This is a genomic window from Phycisphaerales bacterium (assembly GCA_040221175.1).
In the GTDB taxonomy this organism is placed as follows: domain Bacteria; phylum Planctomycetota; class Phycisphaerae; order Phycisphaerales; family UBA1924; genus JAHCJI01.
Window position 1 is genome coordinate 42,493 of record JAVJVK010000001.1, and the last position, 25,465, is coordinate 67,957.

Below are 25,465 nucleotides of genomic sequence, written 5' to 3' on the forward strand. Positions count from 1 at the left end.
ACGAAAAAACCCGGGTAGCCCCGGGTTTTTCTTTGTTCGGGTGGTCTGGTGCGCCGCTAGCGGAAGGTCACCACCGTGGGCGCCGTCAGCACGACGGGCTCTTCGCGTAACAGGGTGATCGAGTTGAGCGAATGTACCATCTGCGTCCAGGTTTGCTCGCCGACGGCGGCGCGCACGGCCCGAACCATCGGCAGGGCAGACGCATCGGCCGCGGTCGGCGCGTTGGCGCCCATGAATCCGCCAAGCGACTCTTCAAGGATTTCGGTGAGCGACTTCGGGCCCGGGTAGTGCCGCACGTCGTAGCTGGCCAATCCGACCTGATCGGCCAGATCGGCGACGGCGTCGTCCAGTGTGCCGATTTCATCGGCCATCTTGAGCCGCACAGCGTCGGTGCCCAGGAAGAGCCGCCCCTCGGCGGTTTTGGAAAGGTCGATGCCGGGCCGCCCCTGGGTCACGCGGCCGGTGAACTGCTCATAGGTGTCGGCCATCTTACTGCGCACGATCTCGACCTGCTGCTCGTTCCATGGCTGGGTCGATGCGAACATGTCGGCGCGCGGTCCGCGTGCTCGACCCACCACGTTGATCTTCAACGTGTCGTAGAGCTCGCTCATGCTGATCTTGCCGCCGACGACGCCGATCGACCCGAGGATGCTCGACTCATTGGCATAGATCTTCTGGCCACCCACGGCGATGTAGTACCCGCCCGAGGCGGCCATGTTTCCGATGCTGACCCAGACGGGCTTCTCCTTGGCCAGATCCTGCACGCCCTGCCAGATGATCTCGCTGGCCGTGGCCGACCCACCGGGCGAATCGATGCGGAGCACCACGCCCTTGACCAGGTCGTTCGAGGCCAACTCGGCCAGTTCGTTGCGGACGCTTCGGCTGCCGATGCTCTGCCCGCCGAACAGCCCGCCGGTTCCCGAGTCGCCGGTCATGATGGTCCCGGTCATGTGCAGCACGGCGATGGTGGGGCCGGTGAGCTTGACGTCGGGCTCCTGGGCCAGCATCTGGAACATGGCAAACGGGTTGCTGGTATCGAGCTTGTTGCCTTGCTTGCCAGCGGTCAGCGTGATCCACCGCGGATTGGCGTCTTCGCCCACCAGATGGGCCCCCAGATCGGGAAGATCGATCGCGGCGTCGACCATGCCCGCCTGCACGGCATCCTCGGCGCTGGCCATCCACAGGGTTTCCATGGCCGATTCCACGCCCTGCGTGTTCGTGCCGCGACCGCTGGCCAGCGTGGAGACCATGTGTCCATACAGGCTGTCGAGCAGGCCGCTGATGTTCTCGTTCCACGCCTCACTGGGCGTCGATCGCGTGAGCTGTTCGTTGGCGCCCTTGTACTGGCCCACCTGGATGAGCTGCGCGTTCAGACCAACCCAGTCGAGCGTGCTCGCGAGGAACATCTCTTCCATGTACAGGCCCGGCAGCGAGACGTCGCCCGCCTTCTGGATCACGGCGCGATCGGCGTGGCTGGCCAGCATCAGGTCCGTCGGCCCCATCTGCTCGGCGAAGACCGTCACCGGAATGCCCGCCGACTCGATTGCCTGGCCGAGTTCATCCACGATGGCCCAGCTCAGCGCCGCGTCCTTCAGCCGAACGACCAGGTGGTCCAGGTTGTGCTCGCCCGGTGCGCTCTGGATGGCGCTCACGAGATCGCTCAGCGTGGGCTCGGCCTCACCGAAGAGCCACGCCAGGGGGCTGGGGGCATCCGATGGCGTGCCAGTGATCTCGAGCAAGCCGATGCGCTCGCGCGCCTGGGCCAGGGCATGGGTGGCGCCGGCCGAAAGCATCATCAGGCCAGCAGCAAAATACGTGAGCGTGCGGTTCGGGCGCATGGGGCCTCCTTGGTGCCGCGCTTGGAACGCGTTCGGGTCTTCTTCGTACGGATGCTAGATCCGCCTGTTCGCAGAGTCGGCCCGCTTCAGGCGTACCCCAACTGGTCGAGGTCGTCCTCTTCGAGCCCGAAATGGTGCCCGATCTCATGCAACAGGGTTATGCGGATCTGCTCGGCCACCGTTTCGTCATCGGCGTTCCAGCCGCCGGAGATCAGGGCGATCCCTCGCCGGAACAGGTGGATCTCGTTCGGCAGGACAGCGTCGAGTTCGATCGGCCGCTCGGTCAGCATAAACCCGGTGTGCAAGCCACAAAGTTCCTCCGTGGCTTCGTCGATGTCGCCTGCTTCCACGCCCAGGTCCCGCAAGATGACCGGGTCGGGCTCGTCCATCACGTGCAGGGGCACCTCATCGAGCACGGCCCGGACGCGATCGGGCAATGCCTCGAGTTCCCGCTCCAGCAACGCATCGAATCGTTCGCGAAATGCGGTCGGCACGGGTTCGCTCACGACGGCGCGTTCCCGGTGCGCTCGGCCCGTGCCACGTCGACCATCGACACCAGGCTGGTAATTCGTCGGCCCGATCGCCACAGGGCGCGGGCAATGCGGGCGCAGTCCAGCGTGGCGCCAGCCAGCCCCATGGTCAGCAGGGCCGAGGCGATCACCACGATGGAAACGCCCGCGATGCTCAGCACGTCGGCCAATACGCCATCGACTGAGGTGGCCGCCAGGCGAACCAGGTCGCCCGCGATGCCGATGCCCGCCGCGAGCGCCACGGCGTACAGGGTCTGTCGATCCACGCGCCCGGTTCGCAGGATGGCGCTGCGGGCCGCGAGTGATCGTGCGTTGGTGCGCAGCAGGAGCACGACGCACGTGATCAGTCCGAGTTCGACGGCGCGGGCGAGCACGCGATTCACGTCGGGCAGTCGCTCAAAATACGGGCTGGCCGCCGAACTGTCGATGTGCGCGTGCAGGTACCAGAAGGCCGCGGCGAGTGGAAGGTACAACGCCACGCCAATCATCGCCATTCGCACGCCGCGCGGCGGCATGCTGCGGGCGGGCCGAACCAGCGCGATGGCGCCGACGCCGGAAAGCAGGATGAGCCCTGCGCCCACGATGGCGATGATCCGGGCGGTGTCGGGTGCAATCAGATGCGGATCGTTCCGCAGTGCGGGGAGTTCGGCGGCCCGAAGCAGCCAGGCACACGCGGCCGCCAGCAAGCCGCTGATCGACCACACCATCAGGCCGATCGCCGTGTGGCGCGGACGGCGGATGGGTTCGAACTCTTGCGCTCGCGGATCCACGATCGCGAGGATGCTCGTGGCGATGCGCAGGCCGCACTCCGGGCAACGATCCAGGACGCTCAACCCGCGCAGGTCGTATCCGCACGCCACGCAGGTCAGCCGCTCGGTGAGGGTCGCGGCAACCAGCGGTTCATCGGCGTGTGGACTCGGCGTCTGGTTCAACGCTTCGAACTCCGGTTCAGCCGAAGGCCCGTACGGATGAATGCGACGAACCCGCCAACGACGCCCACGCACAGGAAGATGAGCAGGAACAGCGGGCTGGTGCCCGCAACGTAGTCGATGCCAAAGCCGATGAGCACGCAGGTGATGGTCGTGGCCGCAAAATCGACACCGGCCGACCATCCGCCCATGCGTTGGCGCCAGGCGGCGATGCGCGGGCTGCTCTTGGGGTCTGCCACGACAGAGTTTTAGGCCATCGACGCCAGCGCCATTTCCTGGGCCTTATCGGCGGCTTCGCGAATCCGGGCGCCATCCGGTCCGCCGCCCTGGGCCTGGTTGGGCTTCCCGCCGCCCTTGCCACCGACGACCTGCGCCACGCCGCGGACCCAATCGCCGGCCTTCAGCCCCCGGCTGATGGCTGTCTGGGGGACGTCGGCGAGCAGGGCAACCTTGCCTTCGTGGTCGGCACTCAGGAGCATGATGGGCGAATCGGGCAGCGTCTTGCGGATCTCGCTCAGGGCCGCCTGCATCGCGCCGCGGTCGCCCATGGCGTCGAGGATCGCGACCACCGGGTTGCCGTCGCCGGTGCTCTGGGCCAGGGCTCGAGCCTGCTCCAGGGCCTTCTTGCTTGCCTGCTGGGCCTGGGCCTTGCGCGCCGCCTTGGCGCGATCCTGCAATTGACCCAGGGCCTTGCGCAGCTGGTCTTTGCGAGCGACGGGCACGGTTGCTTCATCGATGAGCCGCCCGAGACGCGCGATCTCCGCTTCCAGGCCGTCATCGTCGAGCTTGGCCGCCTCCTGGAGTTCGAGCGCCAAGGCATTGGCCTGGGCGACGGCCCGCCGAGCCTCCTGGCGGGTGACGGCCACGATGCGACGAATGCCCTTGGCCACGCCCTCCTCGTGGACGATGGCAAAGCTCTCCGCCTGGGCCGTGGTTGCCAGGTGCGTTCCGCCGCACAGTTCGATCGAATACTCCATCCAGTCGGCGCTCTGGGGCGCATCCAGCAGCTTCTCGATTGGGGCGCCGATCGAAACCACACGCACGGGGTTGGGATACTTCTCGCCGAAGACCGCCCGCAGGCCCTTGATCGCCAGGGCTTTTTCCTGCGGCACGAGGTCGGCGTACACCGGGTGGTCCTGCTCGAGCACCTGCCGCACGATGGTTTCCATGCGGCCCAGGTCGGCCGGCGAGATCGGACCGCTGGCGTCGAAATCGAACCGAAGTCGATCGGGCGCCACGAGCGAGCCGCGCTGCTCGGGCGGATTCTCGACGTCCAGCACCTCGCGCAGGGCGTAGTTGAACAGGTGCGTGCACGTGTGGTTGGCCGCGAGGTTGAGCCGGCGTTCGTTGTCGATGTTCAGCGTCACCTCGTCACCCACGCGGATCTCGCCGCGCACGACGTGGCCGGCGTGCAGCACGTATCCGCCGTACGCCTTGACGCCCTCGACCCGGAATTCACCGCCGCGGTGCTCGTCGCGAACGCTCGATCGGGCCTCCTTACTCACGAACATGCGCCCGTGGTCGGCAAGCTGTCCGCCCATCTCGGCGTAGAAGTTCGTGTCATCAAGCACTACCCCGATGGTGGCCGCTCGGCCGCTGGCTTCGGCGTGCTCGTCGAAGTCATGGCCGTTCCAGATTGCCTTCACGCGCGCGCGGATTTCGCGGCCGTGGAACTTGTCCACGTCGTCGGTGGGCTTGACGTTCAGGTTCTGGAGCTTGGCGATCGCGTCCGCGTCGAGCGCTAGCCCGGCCTCGGCCGAGCCCTTGGCCCCCGCGCGAGACTGCTCGCGCTGCTCGGCCATGGCCTTGTGGAAGCCCTCGACGTCCACGCTGAGCCCCCGCTCCTCGGCCATCATCTGCGTGAGGTCGAGGGGGAAGCCGTAGGTGTCGTAAAGCTGGAAGGCGTCGGCGCCCGAGATGGTCGTGCCGCTGGTGCCTGCGAGGTCGTCAAAGAGCTTGACGCCCCGCTCCATCGTGCGTCCGAAGCTCTCTTCCTCGTCGCGGATGATCCCCGCCACGCGGCCCGGATTGCGCTTGAGCTCGGGGAAGGCGTCGCCGTAGTGCTCGACGATCACCTGCACCAGTTCGCTCAAGAATCCCGGTCGGGCGCCCAGCTTCTGCCAGCCGATGCGCACGGCTCGGCGCAGGATGCGCCGGAGCACGTAGCCGCGGCCCTCGTTGCCCGGCACTGCGCCGTCGGTCAGCGCGAACGTCAACGCCCGGGCGTGGTCGGCCACCACGCGGTAGGCAAAGTCGACCTGGCCCTCGTCCGCGTGGCCCAGCTTGCCGGCGTAGGGCCGCGTGCCGGTCATCTTCGAGATCGCCTCGAAGATCGGCGTGAACAGGTCGGTGTCGTAGTTGCTGGGCTTGCCTTGCAGCACGCTCAGCACGCGTTCCAGGCCCATGCCGGTGTCCACGTGCTTGGCGGGTAGCTCCTTGAGCGTACCGTCACCCTGCCGGTCGAACTGGATGAACACCAGGTTCCAGATCTCGATCACGCTCGGGTCGTCGGCGTTGACCAGCGCGGCCGCGTCGCGCCCGCCCATGCGATCGAAGTGGATTTCGCTGCACGGGCCGCAGGGCCCGGTGTCGCCCATCTCCCAGAAGTTGTCCTTGGCCCCGAATGGCAGCACGCGCTCGGGCGGCAGGAAGCGCAGCCAGAGTTCCCTGGCCTCGTCATCGGCCGGCAGGCCCTGCTCTTCGTCGCCGCCGAAGTAGCTGGCGTACAGCCGGTCCTTGGGCAGGCCCCAGACCTCGGTCAGCAGCGTCCACGCCCACTCGATGGCCTCGGCCTTGAAGTAGTCGCCGAAGGACCAGTTGCCCAGCATCTCGAAGAAGGTGTGGTGGTAGGTGTCCTTGCCCACGTCCTCGAGGTCGTTGTGCTTGCCGCCCGCGCGGATGCACTTCTGGCTGTTCACGGCGCATTTGAGCTTGCCCAATTCGCTCGACGGATCGGCTTGGCCCAGGAACAGGGGCTTGAACTGGTTCATGCCCGCGTTGGTGAACAGCAGCGTCGGGTCGTCGATGGGCACGACCGGGCTGGACGGGACGAACGGGTGCGGGGCCGCGCCGAGCTTCTGGAAGAACTCGATGAACGAGGCTCGGACCGAAGCGCCGGTCCAGGTCGTGCTGTTGGTGGAAGTGGGCAAGGCGGGGCTCGTTTCGATATACGGAGTCGGTACGGGTGACACAAATGCGGCGGGAGGAAGGGATTGTTAGCCCGCAGAGTGCGGGGGTTTTTCGTGCTCGGGCAGGTCGGGGTCGGCCTGCACCAGCGAGCCGAGCCGCTCCTCCATCGCGGCCAGCCGCTGTTCGATGGCCAGCACCCGACGAAGCGCTTCCTCGGCGGCCTCGCGTGCATCGCCCGTGGCTTGTTCGTGGAACATGGCGGCCTCTTCCAGGCTGGTCAGTCGGCGGTGGGTCTTGGGGTCGGATCGGTCAGGCTGTGGGTCGGTCATGGTGGTATCCTTGGGCCCATGCGCAAGGACGCGGTGAAATCCTGGCTCGCGATCTGCGTGTTGTCGGTGCTGACCTCGCCCGTGGTCGCCCGGGGCCAGGCGGAACCGCTGCGATTCATCCACGAACCGTGGTCCACTCAATCGAATGATGAATTCGAGGCAGTCTCGCCCGGTTACTGCTCGGAGGCGTGCGAGACCTGGGTCATCTCGTACTCGGCCGCCTTCGAGTCCGAGGCGCTCGATCAGGGCCTCACGCTCAGCTACAACCGCTTCCTGGTGGACGACATCGAGTGGTTTCTCGAAGGCGGGCTGTGGTCGTTCTACGACAAGGGGGCCGACGCGGCCTTCGGCCTGAGCGCCACCCTGGGCTTCCGTTGGCACTTCGTGGCCCGCGAGAACTGGAGCCTGTTTGCAGACATCGGCATCGGCGTGCTCGGCACCACCGACCACGTGCCGCCCGATGGCACGAGCTTCAATTTCATGCCCCGTGCAGGCCTGGGCTTCACCAGGCAACTCGACGAAAACGTCCGTCTGATCGGCGGCGTCCGCTGGCACCACATCTCCAACGCCCGCACGCGGGGGGACAGCCGAAACCCGGCTCGCGATGCCCCGCAGCTGTACGTCGGACTGGTGGTCCCGTTCTAGGTCAGCCCGCGGCGGCGAGCTTCGGCCCGTTCTTCGAGAGCGTGGTCAGCATGACGCGGTTGCGCCCACTCTCCTTGGCCTTGTAAAGCGTCGCATCGGCGTGGGCGACCCACTGCTCGGCAGGCAGGCCCGTGGAACCCTCGGCCCCGGCCACGCCGATGGAAACCGTGATCTTGCGGTCCGGATGGGACGGCCAGTCTCGGGCGGCCAGCGCTTCTCGGATGCGCTCGCACAAAATACTGGCTTGTTCGGGCGTCGTCTCGGGCATGATGATGGCGAATTCCTCACCGCCATAGCGACACGGAATATCGGATCCACGGGCCGAGCCGCTGAGGATCTCGGCCGCCCCCTGGAGCGCTGCGTCGCCGGCCGGGTGCCCGTAATTATCGTTGATGCTCTTGAAGTGATCCAGGTCCAGGAGTGCCAGCGACAGCGGGCGATTGCTCCGCTCGGCGGAGCTGATGAGTTGGGCCAGCCGGTCGTCGAAGTGCCTCCGATTCCACAACGCCGTCAAGCCGTCCAGTTGGGCGCGCTCGCTGAGCATGCGGACCAGGCGATGCATCCGAAGCGACGAACGCAGGCGAGCGCGGAGTTCAGCCAGGTCGAAGGGCTTGGTGATGTAGTCGATGGCGCCCAGGGCGAAGGCCATGACCTTGTCCTGGGAGTCCTGCTGGCCGCTCAGGACGATGACCGGCACATGCACGGTGTCTTCCCTGGCCGCCAGTTCGCGCAGGACCTCAAAGCCATCCATGCCCGGCATGCTCAGATCCAGCAGCACGGTGGCCACGTCGGTGGAGCTGATCGCCTCGAGGGCTTCGGCGCCAGAATGGGCGTGCCGAAGCTCGATCGTCTCGTCGCGCAGACGCGCCTTGAGCAGCCGGTGTACCAACGGCGAATCGTCGACCACCAGCACGATCGGTCGTGCCGCGGGCGTTGGGAATTGTTCAGCGTTCTCGCTCAAGGGCGGCTCCTACGCGTAGTTCCCAGCCCGGTCAGGCTGCGGCCTCGGAATTGGCAAGCCGGACTCGATCGCATGCATCGATCAATGGCGCGGCGGCCGCGTACAGCGACGACGAATCGAAGTTTCCCGATCGGCCAAGATCGACCAGCGCGTGCTCGGCTGCCGCGGCAAACTGCCCGAGCGTCTCAAACCCATACCCGCCGGCGGCGCCCTTCAACTGGTGCGCCAGCCTGACGGCCTGGGAAAGATCGCCGGCTTCGATCGCGCGGACAAAGTCGGCGCGTCGCTTGGGCATCTCGGCGACGAACTCCGCCACGATCTCGCCGACGTCGGGATCGTTCTCGTACACACTGAGCAGTGGCTCTGGACCTGGACTTGCCATCTCTCCGCCTCCTGTGCGTGGCTGCACCACGGTCATCGGCGGTTTTGAAAGGCAGATTCATCGCCAGATCAGCGAATGCCCCAAAAACTGTCGGCAATTGCTCAGGTGGTCTCGCGCAAGAGCCGGTCCGACAGCCGGCCACGGATGGCCTGAAGACCAATAAAGAGGGCCGTGTTGGCCGACCAGCGTCGGACCGAGTCTCGATCCCCGGCAAACAAAAACCGTTTGGCCACTGGACGTTGCCCCTGAATCGCGCAGCCGATCCAGACCGTACCAACCGGCTTCTCGGACGTACCGCCCCCCGGCCCGGCGACTCCTGTCACGGAGAGGGCCAGGTTTGAACCCGACCGTTCCAGGGCACCTTGAGCCATCGCCTCGGCCACGGCTCGACTGACGGCGCCGTGCTGCTGCAAGAGATCGCAGGAGACCCCAAGTTGCCGTTCCTTCATGGTATTGCTATATGTCACCCAGCCGCCCGCGTACGCATCGGAGCTGCCGGGCTGGCTGGTGAGCAATTCTCCGACCAACCCACCCGTACACGACTCGGCGGTTGCGATCGTCATGGATCGCTCGATCGCTTCCCGGAGCAGGAAGGCGGCCAGCGGCTCTTCCACGTAGCCGACAACATACGAGCCCGTGGCCTGCTCAATCGCCGCAACAGCTTCTTCGGCGGCGTCTGCCGCGTCCTCAGTCTCGTAGGGCCCGCATACCGGCTGAGATGGATCGACGCGGACGCGGCAGGTGACCATGCCCGACGACGCGGTCGTGCCCACGGCCGGGTTGTTGTCACGTTGCATGAAGTCGTTGATCCGGCTGGCGACCTCGCTCTCGCCCAATCCGAAGACCTGCACGAAGCGAAGCGGTGCGTGCGTGATGCCGGGTAGGGTTCGAAGCCGGGGCTCGACATGAGCCTCGAACATCGGCCGCATCTCGCGCGGCGGTCCTGGAAGGCATGCGATGACGCGGGCGAAGCCGGCATTCGCCGATGAATAAGCCATCCCCGGAGCCGTGCCTTGGGCATTCGGCAGCCTGACGGCGCCCTTGGGTCGTAGAGCCTGAACGCGGTTGGATTCCGGCATCGCTCGGCCGGCTTGGGCAAAACGGGCTTGGATCTCCGCGAGTGAGTCGGCATCCTCAACCAGCGGCTGGGCCCTGCCGGTCAAACGCTCAAGGGCCGTGGCGAATGCCTGACGGGTCAGGTCGTCGGCGGTGGGGCCCAGCCCACCGCCGACCAGCAGGGCGTCGCTCGAAAGGGCCATTTCCTGCAGCACGCCGGCAAGCTGGTCGAGATTGTCAGGAACCGTGCGATGCTCGGTCACCAGCAGTCCAATGCATCCCAGTTGATCGGCCAGCCACTTGGAGTTTGTGTCCAGCTTTTCGCCCAGGACCAGTTCATCACCAACGGACAAGATCGCCGCTCGAGGTCGGGGTGTCATAGTCGCAGACGCTAGCGGTTGAGCGGTGCCTCAGCGCATGCAAAACCGCATGCCGGCGGGAAGCCAGCATGCGGTTTCGGTTTATCGTACGATCACACCGTCGGGGAGGGCGGTGGTTCAGACCACGCGGCGACGGCGGACGGCTGCCACGCCGAACAAGCCGGCCATGGCAAGGGCGCCCGCACCCGGAAGCGGGATGGCGACCATGTACAGGATGCTCTGGCGATCGGCGCCGGTCATGACGCTGGTCAGGTTCAGGGCACGCACGCGGCCCACGGAGGCGGTGGTGCCCCAGACCGAGTCAACCAGCGACTGGGCGGTGGCGCTCAGGAACGCGAAGTTCGCGCTCGAGTCGCTGGCCGAGGCGGCCGAAAAATCGACCGCGCCCAGTTCCTCTTCAAGGTACCAGAACGCGTCCTGGACGGCGTTGTTGAACTCGCGATCGGTCATCCCGCCCATCGGGCCAATGGCGCCCGAAAGAAACTGCCGATACAGTTCGGCGGTCTCGGCGCTCAGCGGGTCGGGGCTGCCGCCGCCAACGCCGCCGGAGCGAACCGACGTGCTGATATCGTAGTTGTACGTCGATTCGGCGATCGTCTCGTCGTACTCAAGGCAGAAAGAACTGAAGCTGCCCAACGAACCGGTGACGAGGAACTCGCCGCCACGGTTGCGCTCGACGGTGCCGGGCGCGCCGGGAAGCGGGTCATGGCGACTTCCAGGACCAAACTCGATGGTGACGGTGCTGGCGCTTGCAGCCACGGCCGTCAGGGCGACCGCCAGGCCGCCGATGATCGTCTTCTTCATTTTGAAACTCCCTCCGGACGGAAACCGCAAATCTCTTCTTTCCCGTTCGACGCAAACACGGCACCCGATGCACGCGGCACACCGAACACTCAAAGAATACCACAGGATTGTGGTCCTTTGCAAGCGCAAGTACGTGTATTTAGTCACGCTTATCTGCGACCAACACGAGTCTTCACGCTTTGTTTGGGTTTAAATAGGTTATCCTGTCCCGAGAACCCGTTGCAGGGCTTCATAGCGATCGGCGTTCGTCTTGGTCCACGTGCTGTCCGGGCGCAGACGATTCAGTTCCAGCCGGGCCTCGGACTGCTGCTCGTTGGCCACGAGGGCCTCGATACGGCCCAGGCGCAGCGACGTCGTGCTGGCGATGCGGAGCCCCGAGTCGAACGCCCGCAGAGCCCCCTGGGCATCTCCCGTAGCAAGAAGCGCCATACCCAGCGTGTGGTGGTACGTGGCCAGGTTCCCCGTAGGTTCATTCCGACCCTGCGATGCCACAATGGCTTCACGGGCCATGGTGATCGCTCTGGTGTGCTCGCCAAGGTGATTCGTCAGCAGCCACGCCGCATTGTTCAGCAACGCGGGAATCCGCCGGCCGGCCATCTGCATGGCCTGCTCGTACGCGGCGACGGCCTGTTCGTAGGCCCCGGTCGCCTCGAGCGCTGTGGCGAGGATCGCTCGGAGTTGCCAGGTATCCCTTTCCGTGCCCTTGGCCGACTCGGCCATCGCAATAGCGTAGTTGGCAAACTCTGGGTTGCTCGTGCGATTGGCAAGGCTCATCCACGACGAGGCCAAGGTCGCCACGCCGGTTGCCGAGTCGGCCAACCGTGGCTCGACTTGTTCCAGCCACGCCTTCGCCCGTGCGACGTTCTCGCTGTTGGGGGGCGCAACCGCCGCCATCGAAGCCTTGAACTCGGCCCATCGGGCCTCGCTCCCGGGCAACTGGTCCAGAAGATCGCCTGCCGCTGCCATCTGGTCGTTGAGCGTCAGCGATTCGATCAACGTCTGCAATGCGATCGCGTTTGTGACAGGATCCGCGAGCATCTGATCGGATAGCGGCTGCAAGAGGTTGATGGCTCGTCCGATGTTGCCGCGACGGAACTCTGCGATGCCCAAGGCGATCGAAGCGTCGGCCTGACCCTTGGCGTCTTGAGCCAGGGATCGCCAGCGATCGGCCATCCCCGCCGCATCGTCGTAGCTCTCAAGCCGGAAGAGCAATTGCGTCGCGTCACGTGCCGGACGCGCATCGCCCGGCATCGCACCGACCGCATCGCGAGCACGCTGCACGGCCCGCTGGGGCTGGTTCAGTTCCTCATATGCGGCGATGATGAGTGGCCATACTGGATAGAGCGTCGCGCGACGCTTTGAGAGTTCGTCCAGTTGGGCCGCTGCCTGAACCAGATCGATGTCGCCCTTGACGTATCTGTCAGCGATCGCGCTCAGTTCGGCCATGCCGGGGTCGGCGTCGTCTCGGTTCCCCGTCGATGCCGCAAAGCGCGCCATTCTCGTGAAGGGAGACATCTCTCCCGATTGCGTGATCGAGTCGCGGAATGTGGTCAGCGATGCACTTTCGGGCAGCGCCGAGATGCCTTGCTCGAGCACCGACACCGCCTCGTCGATCCGTTCGGCACCCACCAGCAGTCGGGCGGCCTCCTGCCACAGATCGGCGTCGTTCGACGCCTCAGCCTCGGCGACGAGGTATTGGACTGCCTCGTCGGTCCGCTCATGCTCGGCGAGGAATCTCGCCACCACGAGTTGCCGTTTGCCCGCGTCGGATTCCGCCGGCAGCGCCTGGAGACGCTCCAGCCCTTCATCGAATCGGCCGACACGTGCCAGCAAGCGGGCAGCGAAGATCTCCGCTTCGGGCGGCAACTCCACCTGAAGGGCTGCGATCTCATCTTCACGAAGTGGAATCCCAGAGCCCATCGCCCGGGTTTCGACGCCGGCGCGAAGCACGTAGCGTGGCACCCCCGCGTCGGCCAGCGCAGCGACGTCGCGCGATGCAAGATCCCGCATGCCCTGCCGGTCCAGCAGGCGCAGACGCACCTGGCGTTGCGACAGCGAAACATTGCCCTGGTCGGCGAACTTCCGTAACAGGGTGGCAGCCTCGTTGGCGCGGCCCGTATCCTGGAGCCGAAGGATCAGTCGTGGCAGTGCGGCCAGCGGATCGTTGCCATCAGCGGCCCGACGCAGTGCGTCCAGTTCCGACTCGAGCGGGCCAAGTCGCTCGTAGGCGTCGGCCGCAAGCAGAAACGCCCGGGTGTCCCTCTTGCCGCGATCGGTGCGGAAGACCTCGCCCAACAGGGCCACGGCGGCGCTGGCCCCTTCAGCCGAATCGTCTCGCTCCAGGAGACGGCGTGCCTCGAAGATGCGACCCTCGGTGCCCGCTTCACCCTGGGTCTCGCGAAGCCGGTTGATAACCAACCCCGCGCGATCCAGGTCGTTCCAGATCACCGGGCTGTTGAGGATCGCAAGTTGGATCTGCTGATCGCCGGAATTTGCAGCCGAAATGCGATCCAGCGTTTCGAGGCTCTGCGCGTCGTCGATCGTGTTGGCCAACTGCACGCGTGCCAGCGCCCACTGCTGCTCCGTGCCACCCACAGGGTCGCCGGCGCGCTGCTCCAACAGTGCACGACCCGCGGCCGCATCACCGAGGATGGCAAGGCCCGAGGCAGCCGCGGCGACCTGTGGAGCCGTGGTGGCCGTCTCGGCGACGCGATCGACCACGGCTCGCGCGACGGCCGGATCGAACGGCTCAAGGCCAGCCGCAAACTGGATGGCCGACATCGCAGCTTGGGCCGCTTCGGTCTCGGCCAAACGGTTGCCCAGTTCGACCGCGAACTCAAGATCACGCGTCGCGACGGCAAAACGTCCGGCCATTGCAAGTGCAATCGGATTCTCGGGTTGCTTGGTGAGCACCTCGTCGATTTTCTCGGCGAACTTCGGGTCGAGGTTGTCGGCCTTCTCGGCAATCCGCGAGACGATCTCCGAGAACAACTGGCTGCCGCCGGGTACGTCCTTCAAGCGATCATCAGCGCTAAACACACGAAGAGCATCCTCGACGCGATCCATGAGCACCAGCGTGCTGGCGAGCATGAATCGAGCGCGCCTCCAACTTGGCTGCTGCCCCAAGCCGGCAAGACGATCGGTCGCGTCACGGAGATTCCGGCGATCGATGTCAGCCAGCGCGTCGTAGTAAACCGCGACCGCGTCGGGCCCGAGCATATTGGACACCGTGGCGCCGTCGGTCACCAGGGGCTGCTCGTCCGCGGGCAGGCCGGCCGCACGTCGTTCCGCGGCAGTGAACACCATCCGCCAGCCCTCGGCGCGAGCGCGATCCTCGTCCGTCACGAGATCCTCGAATGCTGCACGCAACTCGGCCGCTTCGGCGTGGTAGCCGAGATCGATGGCGCCCAGCACGCCCCAGGCAAACACCGCTTCGGTTTCGGGCGTGGTGTTCAGCGCTCGAAGCGCATGGTCGACGGCGCCCTGAGGGTCTCCATCGCGCCAGGCCCGGCCCGCGGCGACGACCGAGAGCGACGGCGCCATCGCGTCGTCTTCCAGCCAGCGCACGAGCCATGTCTGGGATTGATCGTACAGCGACCAGTTCCTCGTGACGGCCGCGATAAGCTCCGTGGACTCCAGCAGCATGCGGGCCCCCGAACCTTCGGTCGGGCCGGACTCGGCTGCCTGCGTGAGCAGGTCGGTCGCCTCGGCCACTCGGCCCGCGTCGAACTCGACCGAAGCACGGAGCACCGCTAGAGACGTTGTGCCCTCGTGCTGGGGCGCAACCTCCTGCTCGATGTACTCTCGCTGCAGCCGTGCGTTCCGCTGGAGTCTTCGATAGACCCGCAACATCTCCAGATGAGACTCGATCGAGCCCTCCTGCGCTTCCACGAACGCACGGGCCGCTTCCAGAGCATCCTCGCTGGCATTTCGCTGGAGGTGTGCTTCGATTCGATTGCGAGCAAAGCGGGCATTGGCAGGCTGGCGTTCCAGCAACTCGGTGGCACGCTGGGCGAGTTCTCGCCAGTTGCCAAGCTGCGCATGGATGTCGAGCAGGATCTCACGGGCCTTGTCGTTCTCCGGATCGAGTTCGATTGCACGATCCAGGTAGCTCCGGGCCGCGATCAGGTGCTTGCCGTTCGGCTCCACCACGTGCCGCTGCGCATCGCCCAGCGCGGTGAGCGCCTCGGCTTGCGGGCCCTTGATGCGCAGGTGGGTGCCCAGCTTGCGACGCGCAAGCGGATAGTCGCCCGCCTCGTACGCGGCCAGCCCCTCGGTCAGCGAGGTCTCGGCCAAGCGCTCCCGCTGCATCTTGCGTACGGCGGTGCCGCCCACACCGGCCGCGACGACCGTGCCGCCCACGATTCCAAGAACGATCAAGCGACGCCTGGTTCGCCGGTTCATGGAGCGAACCTCCCTTCCATGAAGTCCTGCGTCCTGGCCGGACGAATTGTGTTATTCGCGTTCATGCGCTTGACGAGACGCTCTGGGCCTGCTCGGCCTCGGGCCGCGATGCCATCCGCGAGCGGAAGCTGATGGACGCCGCGCTCGTGCTGCGTTCGATGTCAGCCCGGGCCGCCCGATTGAAGACCATTCCGATACGACCGGCGTGGAATCGGTGCAGGCGATCGATGGCCACCTTCACCAGCCGCGTGTTCTGCCCGCGCGACACGACCAGCACCACCTGATCGACGTGGGGAACCACCGCGTTGGCCTCCAGGCTGCCAAGGATCGGTCCCGTGTCGACCACGATTGCGTCGTAGCGGGTCCGCAGCGATGCCAGCAGATCGCCCATCGCCTGGCTGGACAGACGCTCGGCATCGAAGCCTTCGGCCACGCCGGCGGGCATCAGATCCAGGTTTTCTCGGCCCTCGACCTCGTGGATCTGGCCGTTGTCGTGCGCACTGGCGATGCGATCGGTCAGGCCCGCCAGACGCCGAGCCGAGAGCCGGCCCGTCACGCCACGACCGATCAGATCGGCATCGATCAGCAAGGTCGAGCGACCGGCCCTGGCCATCGATGCAGCCAGGGCCGCTGCCAGCGTGCTCTTGCCCTCGGCAGCCATGGCGCTGGTCACGACGATCACCCGTGCGTTGCCCTTGTGTGGCACCGACTCGAGCAGGCTGCGGATCTGGTGCACGCCGGCCTGCGCGGCTTCGTCGTCTTCGATACGGCCTTCCTCCACCTGTGGCACGAGCCCGAGGACCGGCGGAGCCGCCGACTCTTCTTCGAGGTCGGCCACGTAGCGATAACGCGGGTGCAGCAGGCCATATCCGGCAAAAGCGGCCAGAGACAGCCCGAATCCACCCATCGCGCCCACGGCCGCCAGTGGCAGTCGGCGGTCTTCGCTGGGCTGGAAGGGCGTCTCGGCCTGCTGGGCGATGCGGATGCGGCCCTCGTTTGAGGCTTGCCGCTCGGTCGTCAACGCCTCGATTTCCTTCGCCGCCAGGTCGAATCGCTCCTGGGCGGCTTGAGCCTCGACCTCGTATGTGCGGATATCCAGCGCTACCTCGGCCAGGTTCTTTGCTTCCGCTGCGCGTTCGGCCTTGATTTTCCTGAGCGATTCAAGGCGGATGCCAAGCCCGCCCAGCCCGGCGCCGTTGCCAATGCCCAGATCCATCTCTTCCAGGACGATCATGCGCTCATTGATGCGCTTGTTCACTGAAGCCAATTCATCGCTGGCCGCAAGATAGTCGGGATGGCGGTCCGTCACGCGGCTGAGCATGGCCGACATCGATTGCTCGAGATCCCGTCGCTGGCTCACCAGCGCGGCCATGTCAGGATCGATCTGGGCATAGTCGTTGGGCGTCAGTTCACGCTCGGGCTCGCCGTCCTGGGCTGCGGCTGGTTCGACGAGCGTTGGGCGCTCGATCTCGAGCGCCTGGATCTGCCTTTCGATCGCCTCGAGTTGTTGCTGCACGAACAGCCGGCGACGATCCAGGTCGACCGTACCCTGGCCCTCGGCGAGCCGGCGTGCCTGGGCCAGCGCGGCATCGCGATCACGCCGTGCGATGTCCCGAATTCCCTCCAACTGCGTTATCTGTCGATCCCAGACCTCATTGCCTTCTTCTTTAGCGATTGTTGCGTAAGAGTTAAGGATCGTCTCGGCCGCGTCCTTGGCCAGCCGGGGGTCTCGCATCGTGACCCGCAGGTAGATCTCGCGGCTGCCCCTGGGTACGGAGACTTCCGAGGCGCGTTGAAGCCGGATCCAGTTGGGCTGGCCCGCGGGCAACTTGCCCACCTTGGTCAACTCGTCGGCCGCGGCCTGCATCACACGCGGGCTCTGCAGCGTCGTTGCCTGCGAACGCACGAACGAGTCGAACGAAGCGATCTGCTCATTGAACTCGGTGTCGTAGATCAGGCGACGCCCGGCTGGGTCGATGCTGATCACTCCCGTGCTCGTGTACACCGGCGCCATTAGGTTGTAACCAACCAGCGCACCGGGCACCGCCAGGATGGCGCCAATCGCAGCGGCGAGCAGGTACCGACCGCGCAGGGCGCGGTGCACCATCAGGATCGGGTTGCTGGTCTGCCCGTGGCGCGGAGCCTCCTCGGGCTCCATCCACGCGTCCAGATGCGGATCCTGCTGGCTGCTCACGTCGGCTCCCCTTCTCCCACGCGGGGCGATGCCACCGCGTCGATCAATCCTTGCAGTTCTTCGGCCACGGCGCGTTCGATCTCGCGACGCGTTTGCGGGTCCATCTGGGCTTCGGTGATGATCTGCACCTGGGCCGCCCCCAGACCCGAACTCCACCTGGTGCGCGTCACCCGATCCAGGATGCTGTCATCGCGCCCCAAGGGGCTATCGGCTCGTGGCACCACAAACGTGTTCGCGATTACCCGTACATTCCGGTCAGGTTCTTCGCCGCGGCTGACCACGTAGCGGGTTATGGGAATGGGCCCGCCGGTGGAACGCTCGATCGTCTCGGGCGTGGTCTCCTCGACCGTCCAGCCGCTGCTTGGGTAGCACTCCGGCGGATAGTGGCCCTGCATGTCTCGCACGTCCCCGCAATGCACAATCAGGATGGAGAACCCTTCTCCGCTGAGAGCATCCTCATATCGACGCTGGAGCAGCTTATTGGGGCGCAGCAGTTCGATCGACGCCGGCAGAGGAGGCTGATCAGCCCCCTGGAACCGCCCGATGTGCCTGGGCAGCGACTCGATGACCGTCTCGACCCGCTTGAAGTACGCGTCCTGCCCGGTCGGCCGAATCGAGAAGATCGTGTACAGCGACATCGCCGCCAGCACGAAGGCCGTGAGTCCGACCGCCAGGGCGGCGATGACGAGTTGACGCGGGTGTACGGACATGCCCCTCCAAAAATACTAACGTGGCTTCGATGCCTCGGGTTCGATCGGCAGTTCCAGCCATCGAGCCAGGGCGACCGAGCCCCACAGCACGCCCAGGGCGACCACGAGCACGAGCCAGCCGCTCACGTCGTGAACAAAGTCGGCCAACTCCAGATCGAGGTAGCCGTAGGAGAGCACCGTCGGCCCCAGCCGAAGCACGTTGGCGAGAACGGCGATCAGCGGGCTGGCCACCAGGATCACCACGCGCGCCCAGGGCCGCAAGGGCATCGAGAAGGCAAACGCGTATGCCACCAGCGCCAGGGCCACGACCATGCGCATGCCATTACACGCTTCTGCGACGGCCACCTCGATGCCGTTGATCTCAAGGACGTTGCCCCACCGCACTACCGGCTGACCCAGCAATCCGAGGATCCATTCGGTGATGGAAGCGGAGACCTCCTGCAACGGCTTGGCAATCTGCTGCCGCAGCCGCCCGGGTACCGGCACCAGGAACAGCAGAACTCCAAAGGCCGGCAGCGCCGCCAGCGGCCAGCGCCACCCCGCGACGGCCACGACGGCCGCCACGAGCATGACCACCATGCCCAGGTCCTTGATCGCGTCGATCTGGCTTGCGAAGCCAATGAAGTCCATCGCCACGCCCGCCACCGCCAGCACGGCGCCCCAAAGGCTGTAGTTGGGTGCGACCGCCGCGAGCCGAGACCGACGTTGCCACAGCAGCAGCCCGAAGACGGGCAACACCAGCAGCATGTGCGAGTATTCATCGCTGCGAAGCGCCAGGTCCAGCACGTTGTGCCAACTCGGCAGCGCGGCGACCACGGCGAGCCCCAGCAGCACGACCAGCCACGAGATACGGCCCGCAGTCCAGCCCGAACGCGCTTCATGCACCGGGATGGATGCTGCTACCGAGGTCATGACGCATCCACGCTCGCGATGCCGCGGTCACGCAGCACCTCCAGCACCGCATCGGCCTTGGCCGTCCACGTCTGGGCGCGGACTCGATCGCGGCCCGGCGTGGGATCGAAGTCGTTCTCAAGTGCATGTCGCACATGCCGAGCGAATTCCTCGGCCGTCTCGCCCACGCGCACCAGGCCGTCGTACCGCCGTAGTTCTGGAAATGGCGTACTTACAATGGGCCTCCCCACGGCGAGATATTCCTTAAGCTTCACCGGGTTGCAGGCTCGGATCCACTCGCTCCGATTCCACGGCATGATCAACACGTCGGCGGCGGCCATATAGCCGGGCACCTGTTCATAGGGTCGCTGGCCGAGCTGCCGCACGTTTGTCAGCGTGCACCAATCCTCGGGTAGGCTGCACCCGCCGACCAGCATGAACGTGGCTTCTGGAACAGCCTTGGCGACTTCGAGGAACAGCTCCGGATCGAACGTATGCGCATCGATGCCGCCCACGAAGCCCACCAGCGGGCGCGGCAGGTCGGTCGTGTCCGCCGGTGCAGGCGTCTCGCCGAGCCCGGCGGCCTCGAAGGGCTCGTAGTCCACGCCGTGGTCGACGAACGCCGAACCCCGCGGCTGGTCGCGTTCCTGATCCATCAACCAACTCGAGCAGAAGAGCGTAACGTCCGCTCGCTCCTTCAACAGCCGATCAAATCGCGAGATCCGCTGGCGGTCGACGCCGCGGTACTCCTCGAAGCGATCCGTGCGCTGGTACACCACGCCCACGGGGTCTAGCGCATCGACGACCGGCTGCCCGGGCGGACAAGCGACCCACACCAGCGGATTGCGGATGCCCGCCTTGCGCGCGGCCCGGCGGACCTGCATCATGAGCGCTCGTTCATTCACGCTCGCGCCGAGCCCGGCGGGCGCCACGACCGGGCTGAGCACCCAGAACCCTTCGCGCACCCTGGTCAGCCCGTGGCTAAAGCTCTTGAGCTTGCGCAGCACGCGCTTGACGAACATGCCGCCTTTGCCCGGTCGGGGCACGCGCATGCCGATGGAGTTGACGTAGAGCACCGGCACGCGAGCGCTCAATTCCCGCATCATCTGCAGATCATAGTGCCCGCGATTGTGGTACCACCAGTCCACTCCGCCGAAGCAAATCACGCCGTCGAACGTGCGCACCGTGTCCGCGGCGGAGCTGAGCAGGGACGCTCTGGTGCTCGCGACGGCCGCCACCGGTCAGGCCTTCACGAGCCGGTCGCCCATGCCATCGGCGTAGGCCGCCATGGCGTTGCGGGTGTCGACGACCAGGCTCGCGTGCTGGGCGATCGCGGCGTAATCAAACGCCTTGTGGTTCGTCACCACGATCACGGCGTCGAACTTCTTCAGGTTGTCGGGCGTGAGTTCCACCGAGTGCATCTGGAGGTCGTGCTTGCGCACGGGCACGGTCTTGGGCACGTGCGGATCGCTGTAGTCCACGCTGGCTCCACGCTCGCGCAACAGCTCGATGACCTCGAACGACGGGCTCTCACGCGTGTCGTCCACATCGGGCTTGTACGCCAGGCCCAGCACCAGCACCTTCGAGCCGTGCACGGGCTTGCCGTGCTGGTTCAGGGCACTCGCCAAGCGATCGACGACGTACGCCGGCATGGCGTGGTTGATCTCGCCGGCCAGCTCGATGAACCGCGTCACGTGCCCGAACTCCCGCGCCTTCCACGTCAGGTAGAACGGATCGATCGGGATGCAGTGCCCGCCCAGGCCAGGGCCGGGGTAGAAGGGCATGAACCCGAAGGGCTTGGTGCTGGCCGCCTCGATGACCTTCCACACGTCGATGCCCATGCGGGTCAGGATGAGCTTCATCTCGTTGACCATCGCGATGTTGACGGCGCGGAAGATGTTCTCCAGCAGCTTGGCAGCCTCGGCGATCTCGGCGCTGTCCACGCGGTGCAGGTTCTCGATGCCCTTGGCGTACATCTGCATCGCCAAGTCAGTCGAGGTGTCGTCAAGTCCGCCCACCAACTTGGGGATGGTGCTGGTCGTATGGCTCTGGCGGCCCGGGTCCTCTCGCTCGGGCGAGTAGGCGACGAAGTAGTCCTTGCCGCATGCAAGGTTCACGCCGCGCTTGCGCGCCTCGCGTTCAATGGCCTCCAGGAACTCACCCCGCGTGGTTCCGGGGTACGTCGTCGATTCCAGCGCGATGAGTTGGCCGGCCCGCAGCGTGCGGCCAATCTGCTCGCCCGCGACCACGACGTAGCTCAGGTCTGGCTCGTGGTGCTTCCCAAGCGGCGTGGGCAGGCACACGATGATGACGTCCGCGTCGGCCAGCCGAGAAAAGTCGCTCGTGGCCTCGAAGCGATCGCTGCCTGCCAGCGTCCGGGTCATTTCGTCGCCCAGGTGCTTGAGATAATTCTCGCCCCGGCCGAGCGCCTCGATCTTGGTGGGGTCGACGTCCAGCCCGAGCACGGGCAGTCCACCTTCATGCAGGCTCGCCGCCAGCGGCAGCCCGACGTATCCCAAGCCGATCACGCCCACCATCGCGGTGTTCGTCTCAAGTTTGGTCTTCAGGCCGTGTGCCACCGTTGCGTCCATGGTCGCTTCGCTCATCGCTCGTGTACTCCCTGGGTCTTCGGTGGCTATCGGCCATCCTCGGACCCCGCATGATCCTAAGTCACGTAGCTATCGGGCCACGTCGCCGAATACCACCCCGCGTACCGCGGCGATGAGCGAGTCTTGGGCATTGGGGCCGATCGCGCCGGCCGCCCTGAGTTCCTCAAGACGCCCAAGCCGCTCGATGAGTTCTTTCTCATCCATCGCCACCGCCACCTTGCCCAATTCGCTCAGCCGGCGGGCCGTGGCCACCTGATGGTCGTTGCGAGTCTCCCGAAGGTCGCCCCGCCGGGGCATGACCAGGATGGGCTTGCCCATCGTCAAGGCCGTGATGATCGACCCCATGCCCGCATGAGCCACGATGACGTCGGCCGCCCGAGCCCGCTCGGCGAACTGCGGTGGCTCCAGGAACCCCGTGTGCTCGATGTGCTCGGGCACATACTCGGCAGGTCCGATCTGAGCGAACACGTCCGTCCGGCCCGCATCCTTGGCCCACTGGTCCACGGCCCGGATCATGCGGTCGAAGGCCATCTGGGCGCCCACGGTGACGAAAATCACAACACGCTCCCGTGGCAGGCGGGCCCACCCTCGCCGGCCAGATGCGGCCACTGGGTCATCCACAGCGTGGCGTGGTCCTTGACAAGCATGCCGGTCATCGACATCTCCTCGACGTTGGCGATGCTGTCCAGCCAGATCGTCCGCGCCCCGAGCACCTTGCCCAGGCGGATGGCGAAGTAGCCCGGCGCCGCACCGGTCGAGATGACCACGTTCGGTCGCACCCGCAGCATAATCACCAGGAGCTTGAAGGCCATGCGAGCCAGGCCCACCCTGTCCCACCGCGTCGCGTCGTTGATGGACACGAACCGCTCGCCCGGCACGTCGCTGGCGTAGGCAGGCCGGACGCTGACATACGTCACCCGGGCCCCCTCGAAGGCCGGCCGCAGCCGGAGCAACTGCACCCAGTGGCCGCCGCCCGACGCGATGGCCAGGACGCGAGGCTCGCGTTTGGTTGTTTTCCGGTCTGCCAAGGGGCGGTCTCCTCCCGTCACTCCGGCTATCGGCCGTTCGAGGGCCGGGCATGAGGGTACGAGCGGTCGCGCCACCCGCCGACGACTCGGCGCACCCCATCGGCTTTCCGCCGGACGACAGTGGGTGTATACTCGCCCCTGACGCCGACGGGCCCAATCCGGCGGCGGCGGGGCAGATAGCTCAGTTGGTAGAGCACGGCATTGAAAATGCCGGTGTCCCCGGTTCAAGTCCGGGTCTGCCCATTTCCAAGGTTCTGACCGATTGGTGGACGCCTCGGCGTCCCACGCGGGGGCGGGGATGCGAACCCCTCGAAAACAGCCGTCCCGATGGCTGGCGATCGCCGCGGCCGCCCTGGCCTTGCCCGCCTGCCACGCTCCCATGGCCGACCTGGCCGCCATCTACAACACCCCTGCCCAGCAGATCGGCGATGCTCGCACGCCGGTGGTCGTTATTCCGGGCATCCTGGGCTCTCGCATCGAGAACCGGACCACGGGCCAGAAGATCTGGGGCTCGTTCACCTATGGGGCCGCCGATGCCGACACGCCCGACGGCGCTCGCGAGATGGCCCTGCCCATGGCCATGGGCGTCCCCCTCCGAGATCTTCGCGACGATGGGTACAGCCCCGGCGTGCTCGATCTGCTCGTCGCCGACGTCACGCCTTTCCGCCGCATCCGCATCGGAGCCTACGTCGACATCCTCACGACGCTGGCCGTGGGGGAGTACCGCGACGAAGAACTGGGCAACAGCGGCGCCGTCGACTACGGCGGGCTGCACTACACGTGCTTTCAGTACGGCTACGACTGGCGGCGCGACGTCTCCGAGAACGCCACCGAGCTCCACGAACGGATCCTCGACGCCCAGCACCAGGCCCGACAAGGCAAGGGACTCGCACCCGACGAACACGTAAAGGTCGACGTCGTCGCCCACTCCATGGGCGGGCTCGTGTTGCGTTATTACCTGCGCTACGGCGATGCCCCATTGCCCGAAGACGGCTCGCTCCCTGAACTGACCTGGGCGGGCGCGAAGAACGTGCGGAAGGCCATCTTGATCGGTACGCCCAACGCCGGGTCAGCCAAGGCCCTCGAGCAACTCGTCGAGGGCCTGAACCTCAACCCGCTGTTCCCCAACTACCGGGCGCCCATCCTCGGCACCATGCCCGCGATCTACCAGCTTCTCCCACGCTCGCGCCACGCGACGGTGATCGAGGCTTCATCAGGAGAGCCCGTCGATGTGCTCGACGTCACGACCTGGGAGCGATTCGGCTGGGGACTGGCAAGCCCAAGGGCCGACCGGGTCCTCAAGTGGCTTCTGCCCGAGGTGCAGACTGAGCAGGAGCGTCGGGACATCGCCCTGGATCATCTCGCCAAGTGCCTGGCTCGCGCCGACCAACTGTTTCGTGCGTTGGACGTCCCCGCCAGCCCGCCCGAGGGCACGCAGATTCGCATCTTCATCGGCGATGCCATGCCCACCAACGACCTGATCTCCGTGGATGAAGATGGACGCATCTCAGTCACCCGGCGATCTCCCGGCGACGGCACCGTGACGCGGTCGAGCGCCCTCATGGACGAGCGGCAGGGCAGCGGGTATGCCGTGGGGCTGGTTTCCCCGGTCGATTGGCATCGCGTCCAGTTCATCAATGCCGATCACCTCGGCTTGACGCGGTCGCCCGACTTCGTGAACAACATCCTGTACATGCTGCTCGAAGAGCCGGACCAATAACAACATCGCCGCAGCCGCGCGTTCCCGACGCGGCTGCGGCGAAAAACCAAGGCAGGTTCCGAGTCGCGCTATCGACGTCGGCGGGCCATCATGCCCAGGCCGCCGATGATCCCGAGGCTGGCAACGCCGGGTGCCGGCACGATGGTGATCCGGCCGATCAACTCGCCCTCGGTGAACACGCGCGTGATCTCATCGCCCGGCGCGGTCGTGGTCCCGATGATCGAGGCCAGATACGCGTCGGCCCCCGGGCGAGAGAAGAATGCCTGGATGTCCTCGAACTCGGCGGTGCCCCCGGTCGCGTCGATGCCTTCGACGAAGGCGGGTCCGTCGGTGATGTCGTTTACCTCGGTGCCGTTGTCCCACACGCTGCGGCCGAAGATGTCGATCGTGACCGGTCCGAGGAAGCGGCCGCTGGCGTCGAACAACTCGCGCGACATGTCGTTGCCGACGAACAGGTCATTGGTCGGCACGACCATCGACGCGTAGTTGAAGAAGCGGTTCTCGCTCGCATCGCCCACGTCGATGTCGATCGTGGCGCTCTCGCCCGGGCTGAACACCGGCGGGCCGCTCGGGTCGGCGAACGTCGTGCTCACGCCACCTGGCTGTTCGGTCATGAAGCGGCTGGTCAGCGGCCCGGTGTCTCCCAGTTCGGCGATCTCGGTGATCCCGCCCGAGGCCATGGTGCCGGCATCGAACACGTCGAAGCTGCCATCATGGAAGCCGAGGAAAAAGGGCGTGAAGGACATCCCGCCGGATTCCTGGAGGTTTTCGATCCGCACCTGCACGGTCTGGGCCATCGCGGGCCCGGCGGTCAGCGCCGCCAGTGCGAGCATCAAGACTGCGTTGCGATTCATCTTCTGCGTCTCCTTCGTTGGGTCTCTCTCAAGGCTCCCGGCGCGGCGAACCCTCGCCGCTCGACCGGTGGG

At 66.1% G+C, this 25,465-nt stretch carries 21 protein-coding genes and 1 tRNA gene; 3 read left to right on the forward strand and 19 right to left on the reverse strand.

Translation table 11 applies throughout. The features are described from left to right. Window positions 1-56: 56 nt before the first annotated feature. The 6 genes from sppA to RIE32_00225 form a co-directional block, all read right to left on the reverse strand. Window positions 57-1,838, reverse strand: coding sequence for a signal peptide peptidase SppA (gene sppA / locus RIE32_00200; GenBank protein ID MEQ9094663.1), 1,782 nt, complete (start codon window positions 1,836-1,838; stop codon window positions 57-59). Window positions 1,839-1,924: 86 nt separating this feature from the next. Then, a complete protein-coding gene (locus tag RIE32_00205) occupies window positions 1,925-2,332 on the reverse strand; it encodes a metallopeptidase family protein (GenBank protein ID MEQ9094664.1) in 408 nt (135 codons plus the stop codon). 8 nt (window positions 2,333-2,340) lie between these two features. Further along, window positions 2,341-3,300 (reverse strand): hypothetical protein, encoded by a 960-nt coding sequence (locus RIE32_00210; protein ID MEQ9094665.1) that lies wholly within the window; start codon window positions 3,298-3,300, stop codon window positions 2,341-2,343. After that, entirely contained in the window at window positions 3,297-3,536 is a 240-nt protein-coding gene (locus RIE32_00215) for an AtpZ/AtpI family protein (GenBank protein ID MEQ9094666.1), read from the reverse strand. Before RIE32_00215 ends, RIE32_00210 begins: the two co-directional genes overlap by 4 nt. Window positions 3,537-3,545: 9 nt before the next feature. Next, window positions 3,546-6,446 carry an alanine--tRNA ligase gene (alaS, locus tag RIE32_00220; GenBank protein ID MEQ9094667.1) on the reverse strand — a complete coding sequence of 967 codons (2,901 nt, stop codon included), beginning with the start codon at window positions 6,444-6,446 and terminating at the stop codon, window positions 3,546-3,548. Between the two features lie 66 nt (window positions 6,447-6,512). Beyond that, a complete protein-coding gene (locus RIE32_00225) occupies window positions 6,513-6,755 on the reverse strand; it encodes a hypothetical protein (protein ID MEQ9094668.1) in 243 nt (80 codons plus the stop codon). A gap of 18 nt (window positions 6,756-6,773) precedes the next feature. Between RIE32_00225 and RIE32_00230 the strand changes: the two genes are divergently transcribed. Further along, entirely contained in the window at window positions 6,774-7,400 is a 627-nt protein-coding gene (locus tag RIE32_00230) for an acyloxyacyl hydrolase (protein ID MEQ9094669.1), read from the forward strand. A 1-nt stretch (window position 7,401) separates the two neighbouring features. Here the strand turns inward: RIE32_00230 and RIE32_00235 are convergent, their stop codons facing one another. From RIE32_00235 to RIE32_00290, 12 genes are all read right to left on the reverse strand, one after another. After that, entirely contained in the window at window positions 7,402-8,361 is a 960-nt protein-coding gene (locus RIE32_00235; protein MEQ9094670.1) for a diguanylate cyclase, read from the reverse strand. A gap of 31 nt (window positions 8,362-8,392) precedes the next feature. Further along, complete coding sequence (locus RIE32_00240; GenBank protein MEQ9094671.1) at window positions 8,393-8,743, reverse strand: Hpt domain-containing protein; 351 nt, start codon at window positions 8,741-8,743, stop codon at window positions 8,393-8,395. 101 nt (window positions 8,744-8,844) lie between these two features. Then, window positions 8,845-10,179, reverse strand: a complete 1,335-nt coding sequence (locus RIE32_00245; protein ID MEQ9094672.1) for a CinA family nicotinamide mononucleotide deamidase-related protein — start codon at window positions 10,177-10,179, stop codon at window positions 8,845-8,847. Between the two features lie 117 nt (window positions 10,180-10,296). Then, complete coding sequence (locus RIE32_00250) at window positions 10,297-10,983, reverse strand: hypothetical protein (protein ID MEQ9094673.1); 687 nt, start codon at window positions 10,981-10,983, stop codon at window positions 10,297-10,299. Window positions 10,984-11,181: 198 nt separating this feature from the next. Then, window positions 11,182-15,387 (reverse strand): hypothetical protein, encoded by a 4,206-nt coding sequence (locus tag RIE32_00255; protein MEQ9094674.1) that lies wholly within the window; start codon window positions 15,385-15,387, stop codon window positions 11,182-11,184. A 61-nt stretch (window positions 15,388-15,448) separates the two neighbouring features. Further along, a complete protein-coding gene (locus tag RIE32_00260) occupies window positions 15,449-17,581 on the reverse strand; it encodes an AAA family ATPase (GenBank protein ID MEQ9094675.1) in 2,133 nt (710 codons plus the stop codon). Continuing rightward, entirely contained in the window at window positions 17,578-18,291 is a 714-nt protein-coding gene (locus RIE32_00265; GenBank protein ID MEQ9094676.1) for an exosortase-associated EpsI family protein, read from the reverse strand. Before RIE32_00265 ends, RIE32_00260 begins: the two co-directional genes overlap by 4 nt. Window positions 18,292-18,306: 15 nt before the next feature. Further along, window positions 18,307-19,203, reverse strand: a complete 897-nt coding sequence (locus RIE32_00270) for an exosortase/archaeosortase family protein (GenBank protein MEQ9094677.1) — start codon at window positions 19,201-19,203, stop codon at window positions 18,307-18,309. Next, window positions 19,200-20,288 (reverse strand): glycosyltransferase, encoded by a 1,089-nt coding sequence (locus RIE32_00275; GenBank protein MEQ9094678.1) that lies wholly within the window; start codon window positions 20,286-20,288, stop codon window positions 19,200-19,202. The genes RIE32_00270 and RIE32_00275 overlap by 4 nt, the downstream gene beginning before the upstream one ends. Before the next feature lie 135 nt (window positions 20,289-20,423). Next, window positions 20,424-21,788 (reverse strand): nucleotide sugar dehydrogenase, encoded by a 1,365-nt coding sequence (locus RIE32_00280; protein MEQ9094679.1) that lies wholly within the window; start codon window positions 21,786-21,788, stop codon window positions 20,424-20,426. 72 nt (window positions 21,789-21,860) lie between these two features. Further along, window positions 21,861-22,349 (reverse strand): glycosyltransferase, encoded by a 489-nt coding sequence (locus RIE32_00285; GenBank protein MEQ9094680.1) that lies wholly within the window; start codon window positions 22,347-22,349, stop codon window positions 21,861-21,863. Next, window positions 22,346-22,819 carry a hypothetical protein gene (locus tag RIE32_00290; GenBank protein MEQ9094681.1) on the reverse strand — a complete coding sequence of 158 codons (474 nt, stop codon included), beginning with the start codon at window positions 22,817-22,819 and terminating at the stop codon, window positions 22,346-22,348. The genes RIE32_00285 and RIE32_00290 overlap by 4 nt, the downstream gene beginning before the upstream one ends. 170 nt (window positions 22,820-22,989) lie before the next feature. Here RIE32_00290 and RIE32_00295 point away from each other — a divergent pair. After that, a tRNA-Phe gene (locus RIE32_00295) sits at window positions 22,990-23,062 on the forward strand. Between the two features lie 55 nt (window positions 23,063-23,117). After that, window positions 23,118-24,539, forward strand: coding sequence for a hypothetical protein (locus tag RIE32_00300; GenBank protein MEQ9094682.1), 1,422 nt, complete (start codon window positions 23,118-23,120; stop codon window positions 24,537-24,539). Between the two features lie 68 nt (window positions 24,540-24,607). On the opposite strand, the gene RIE32_00305 is transcribed toward RIE32_00300, so the two are convergent. Then, window positions 24,608-25,393, reverse strand: a complete 786-nt coding sequence (locus RIE32_00305; protein ID MEQ9094683.1) for a spondin domain-containing protein — start codon at window positions 25,391-25,393, stop codon at window positions 24,608-24,610. Between the last annotated feature and the right edge of the window lie 72 nt (window positions 25,394-25,465).

What these genes read in the sequence shown, in the direction of transcription:
- sppA (MEQ9094663.1), bottom strand. Translation starts at nt 1,838, where the DNA reads ATGCGCCCGAACCGCACGCTCACGTATTTTGCTGCTGGCCTGATGATG.
- RIE32_00225 (MEQ9094668.1), bottom strand. Translation starts at nt 6,755, where the DNA reads ATGACCGACCCACAGCCTGACCGATCCGACCCCAAGACCCACCGCCGA.
- RIE32_00230 (MEQ9094669.1), top strand. Translation starts at nt 6,774, where the DNA reads ATGCGCAAGGACGCGGTGAAATCCTGGCTCGCGATCTGCGTGTTGTCG.
- RIE32_00240 (MEQ9094671.1), bottom strand. Translation starts at nt 8,743, where the DNA reads ATGGCAAGTCCAGGTCCAGAGCCACTGCTCAGTGTGTACGAGAACGAT.
- RIE32_00245 (MEQ9094672.1), bottom strand. Translation starts at nt 10,179, where the DNA reads ATGACACCCCGACCTCGAGCGGCGATCTTGTCCGTTGGTGATGAACTG.
- RIE32_00250 (MEQ9094673.1), bottom strand. Translation starts at nt 10,983, where the DNA reads ATGAAGAAGACGATCATCGGCGGCCTGGCGGTCGCCCTGACGGCCGTG.
- RIE32_00255 (MEQ9094674.1), bottom strand. Translation starts at nt 15,387, where the DNA reads ATGAACCGGCGAACCAGGCGTCGCTTGATCGTTCTTGGAATCGTGGGC.
- RIE32_00265 (MEQ9094676.1), bottom strand. Translation starts at nt 18,291, where the DNA reads ATGTCCGTACACCCGCGTCAACTCGTCATCGCCGCCCTGGCGGTCGGA.
- RIE32_00270 (MEQ9094677.1), bottom strand. Translation starts at nt 19,203, where the DNA reads ATGACCTCGGTAGCAGCATCCATCCCGGTGCATGAAGCGCGTTCGGGC.
- RIE32_00275 (MEQ9094678.1), bottom strand. Translation starts at nt 20,288, where the DNA reads ATGATGCGGGAATTGAGCGCTCGCGTGCCGGTGCTCTACGTCAACTCC.
- RIE32_00280 (MEQ9094679.1), bottom strand. Translation starts at nt 21,788, where the DNA reads ATGAGCGAAGCGACCATGGACGCAACGGTGGCACACGGCCTGAAGACC.
- RIE32_00300 (MEQ9094682.1), top strand. Translation starts at nt 23,118, where the DNA reads ATGCGAACCCCTCGAAAACAGCCGTCCCGATGGCTGGCGATCGCCGCG.
- RIE32_00305 (MEQ9094683.1), bottom strand. Translation starts at nt 25,393, where the DNA reads ATGAATCGCAACGCAGTCTTGATGCTCGCACTGGCGGCGCTGACCGCC.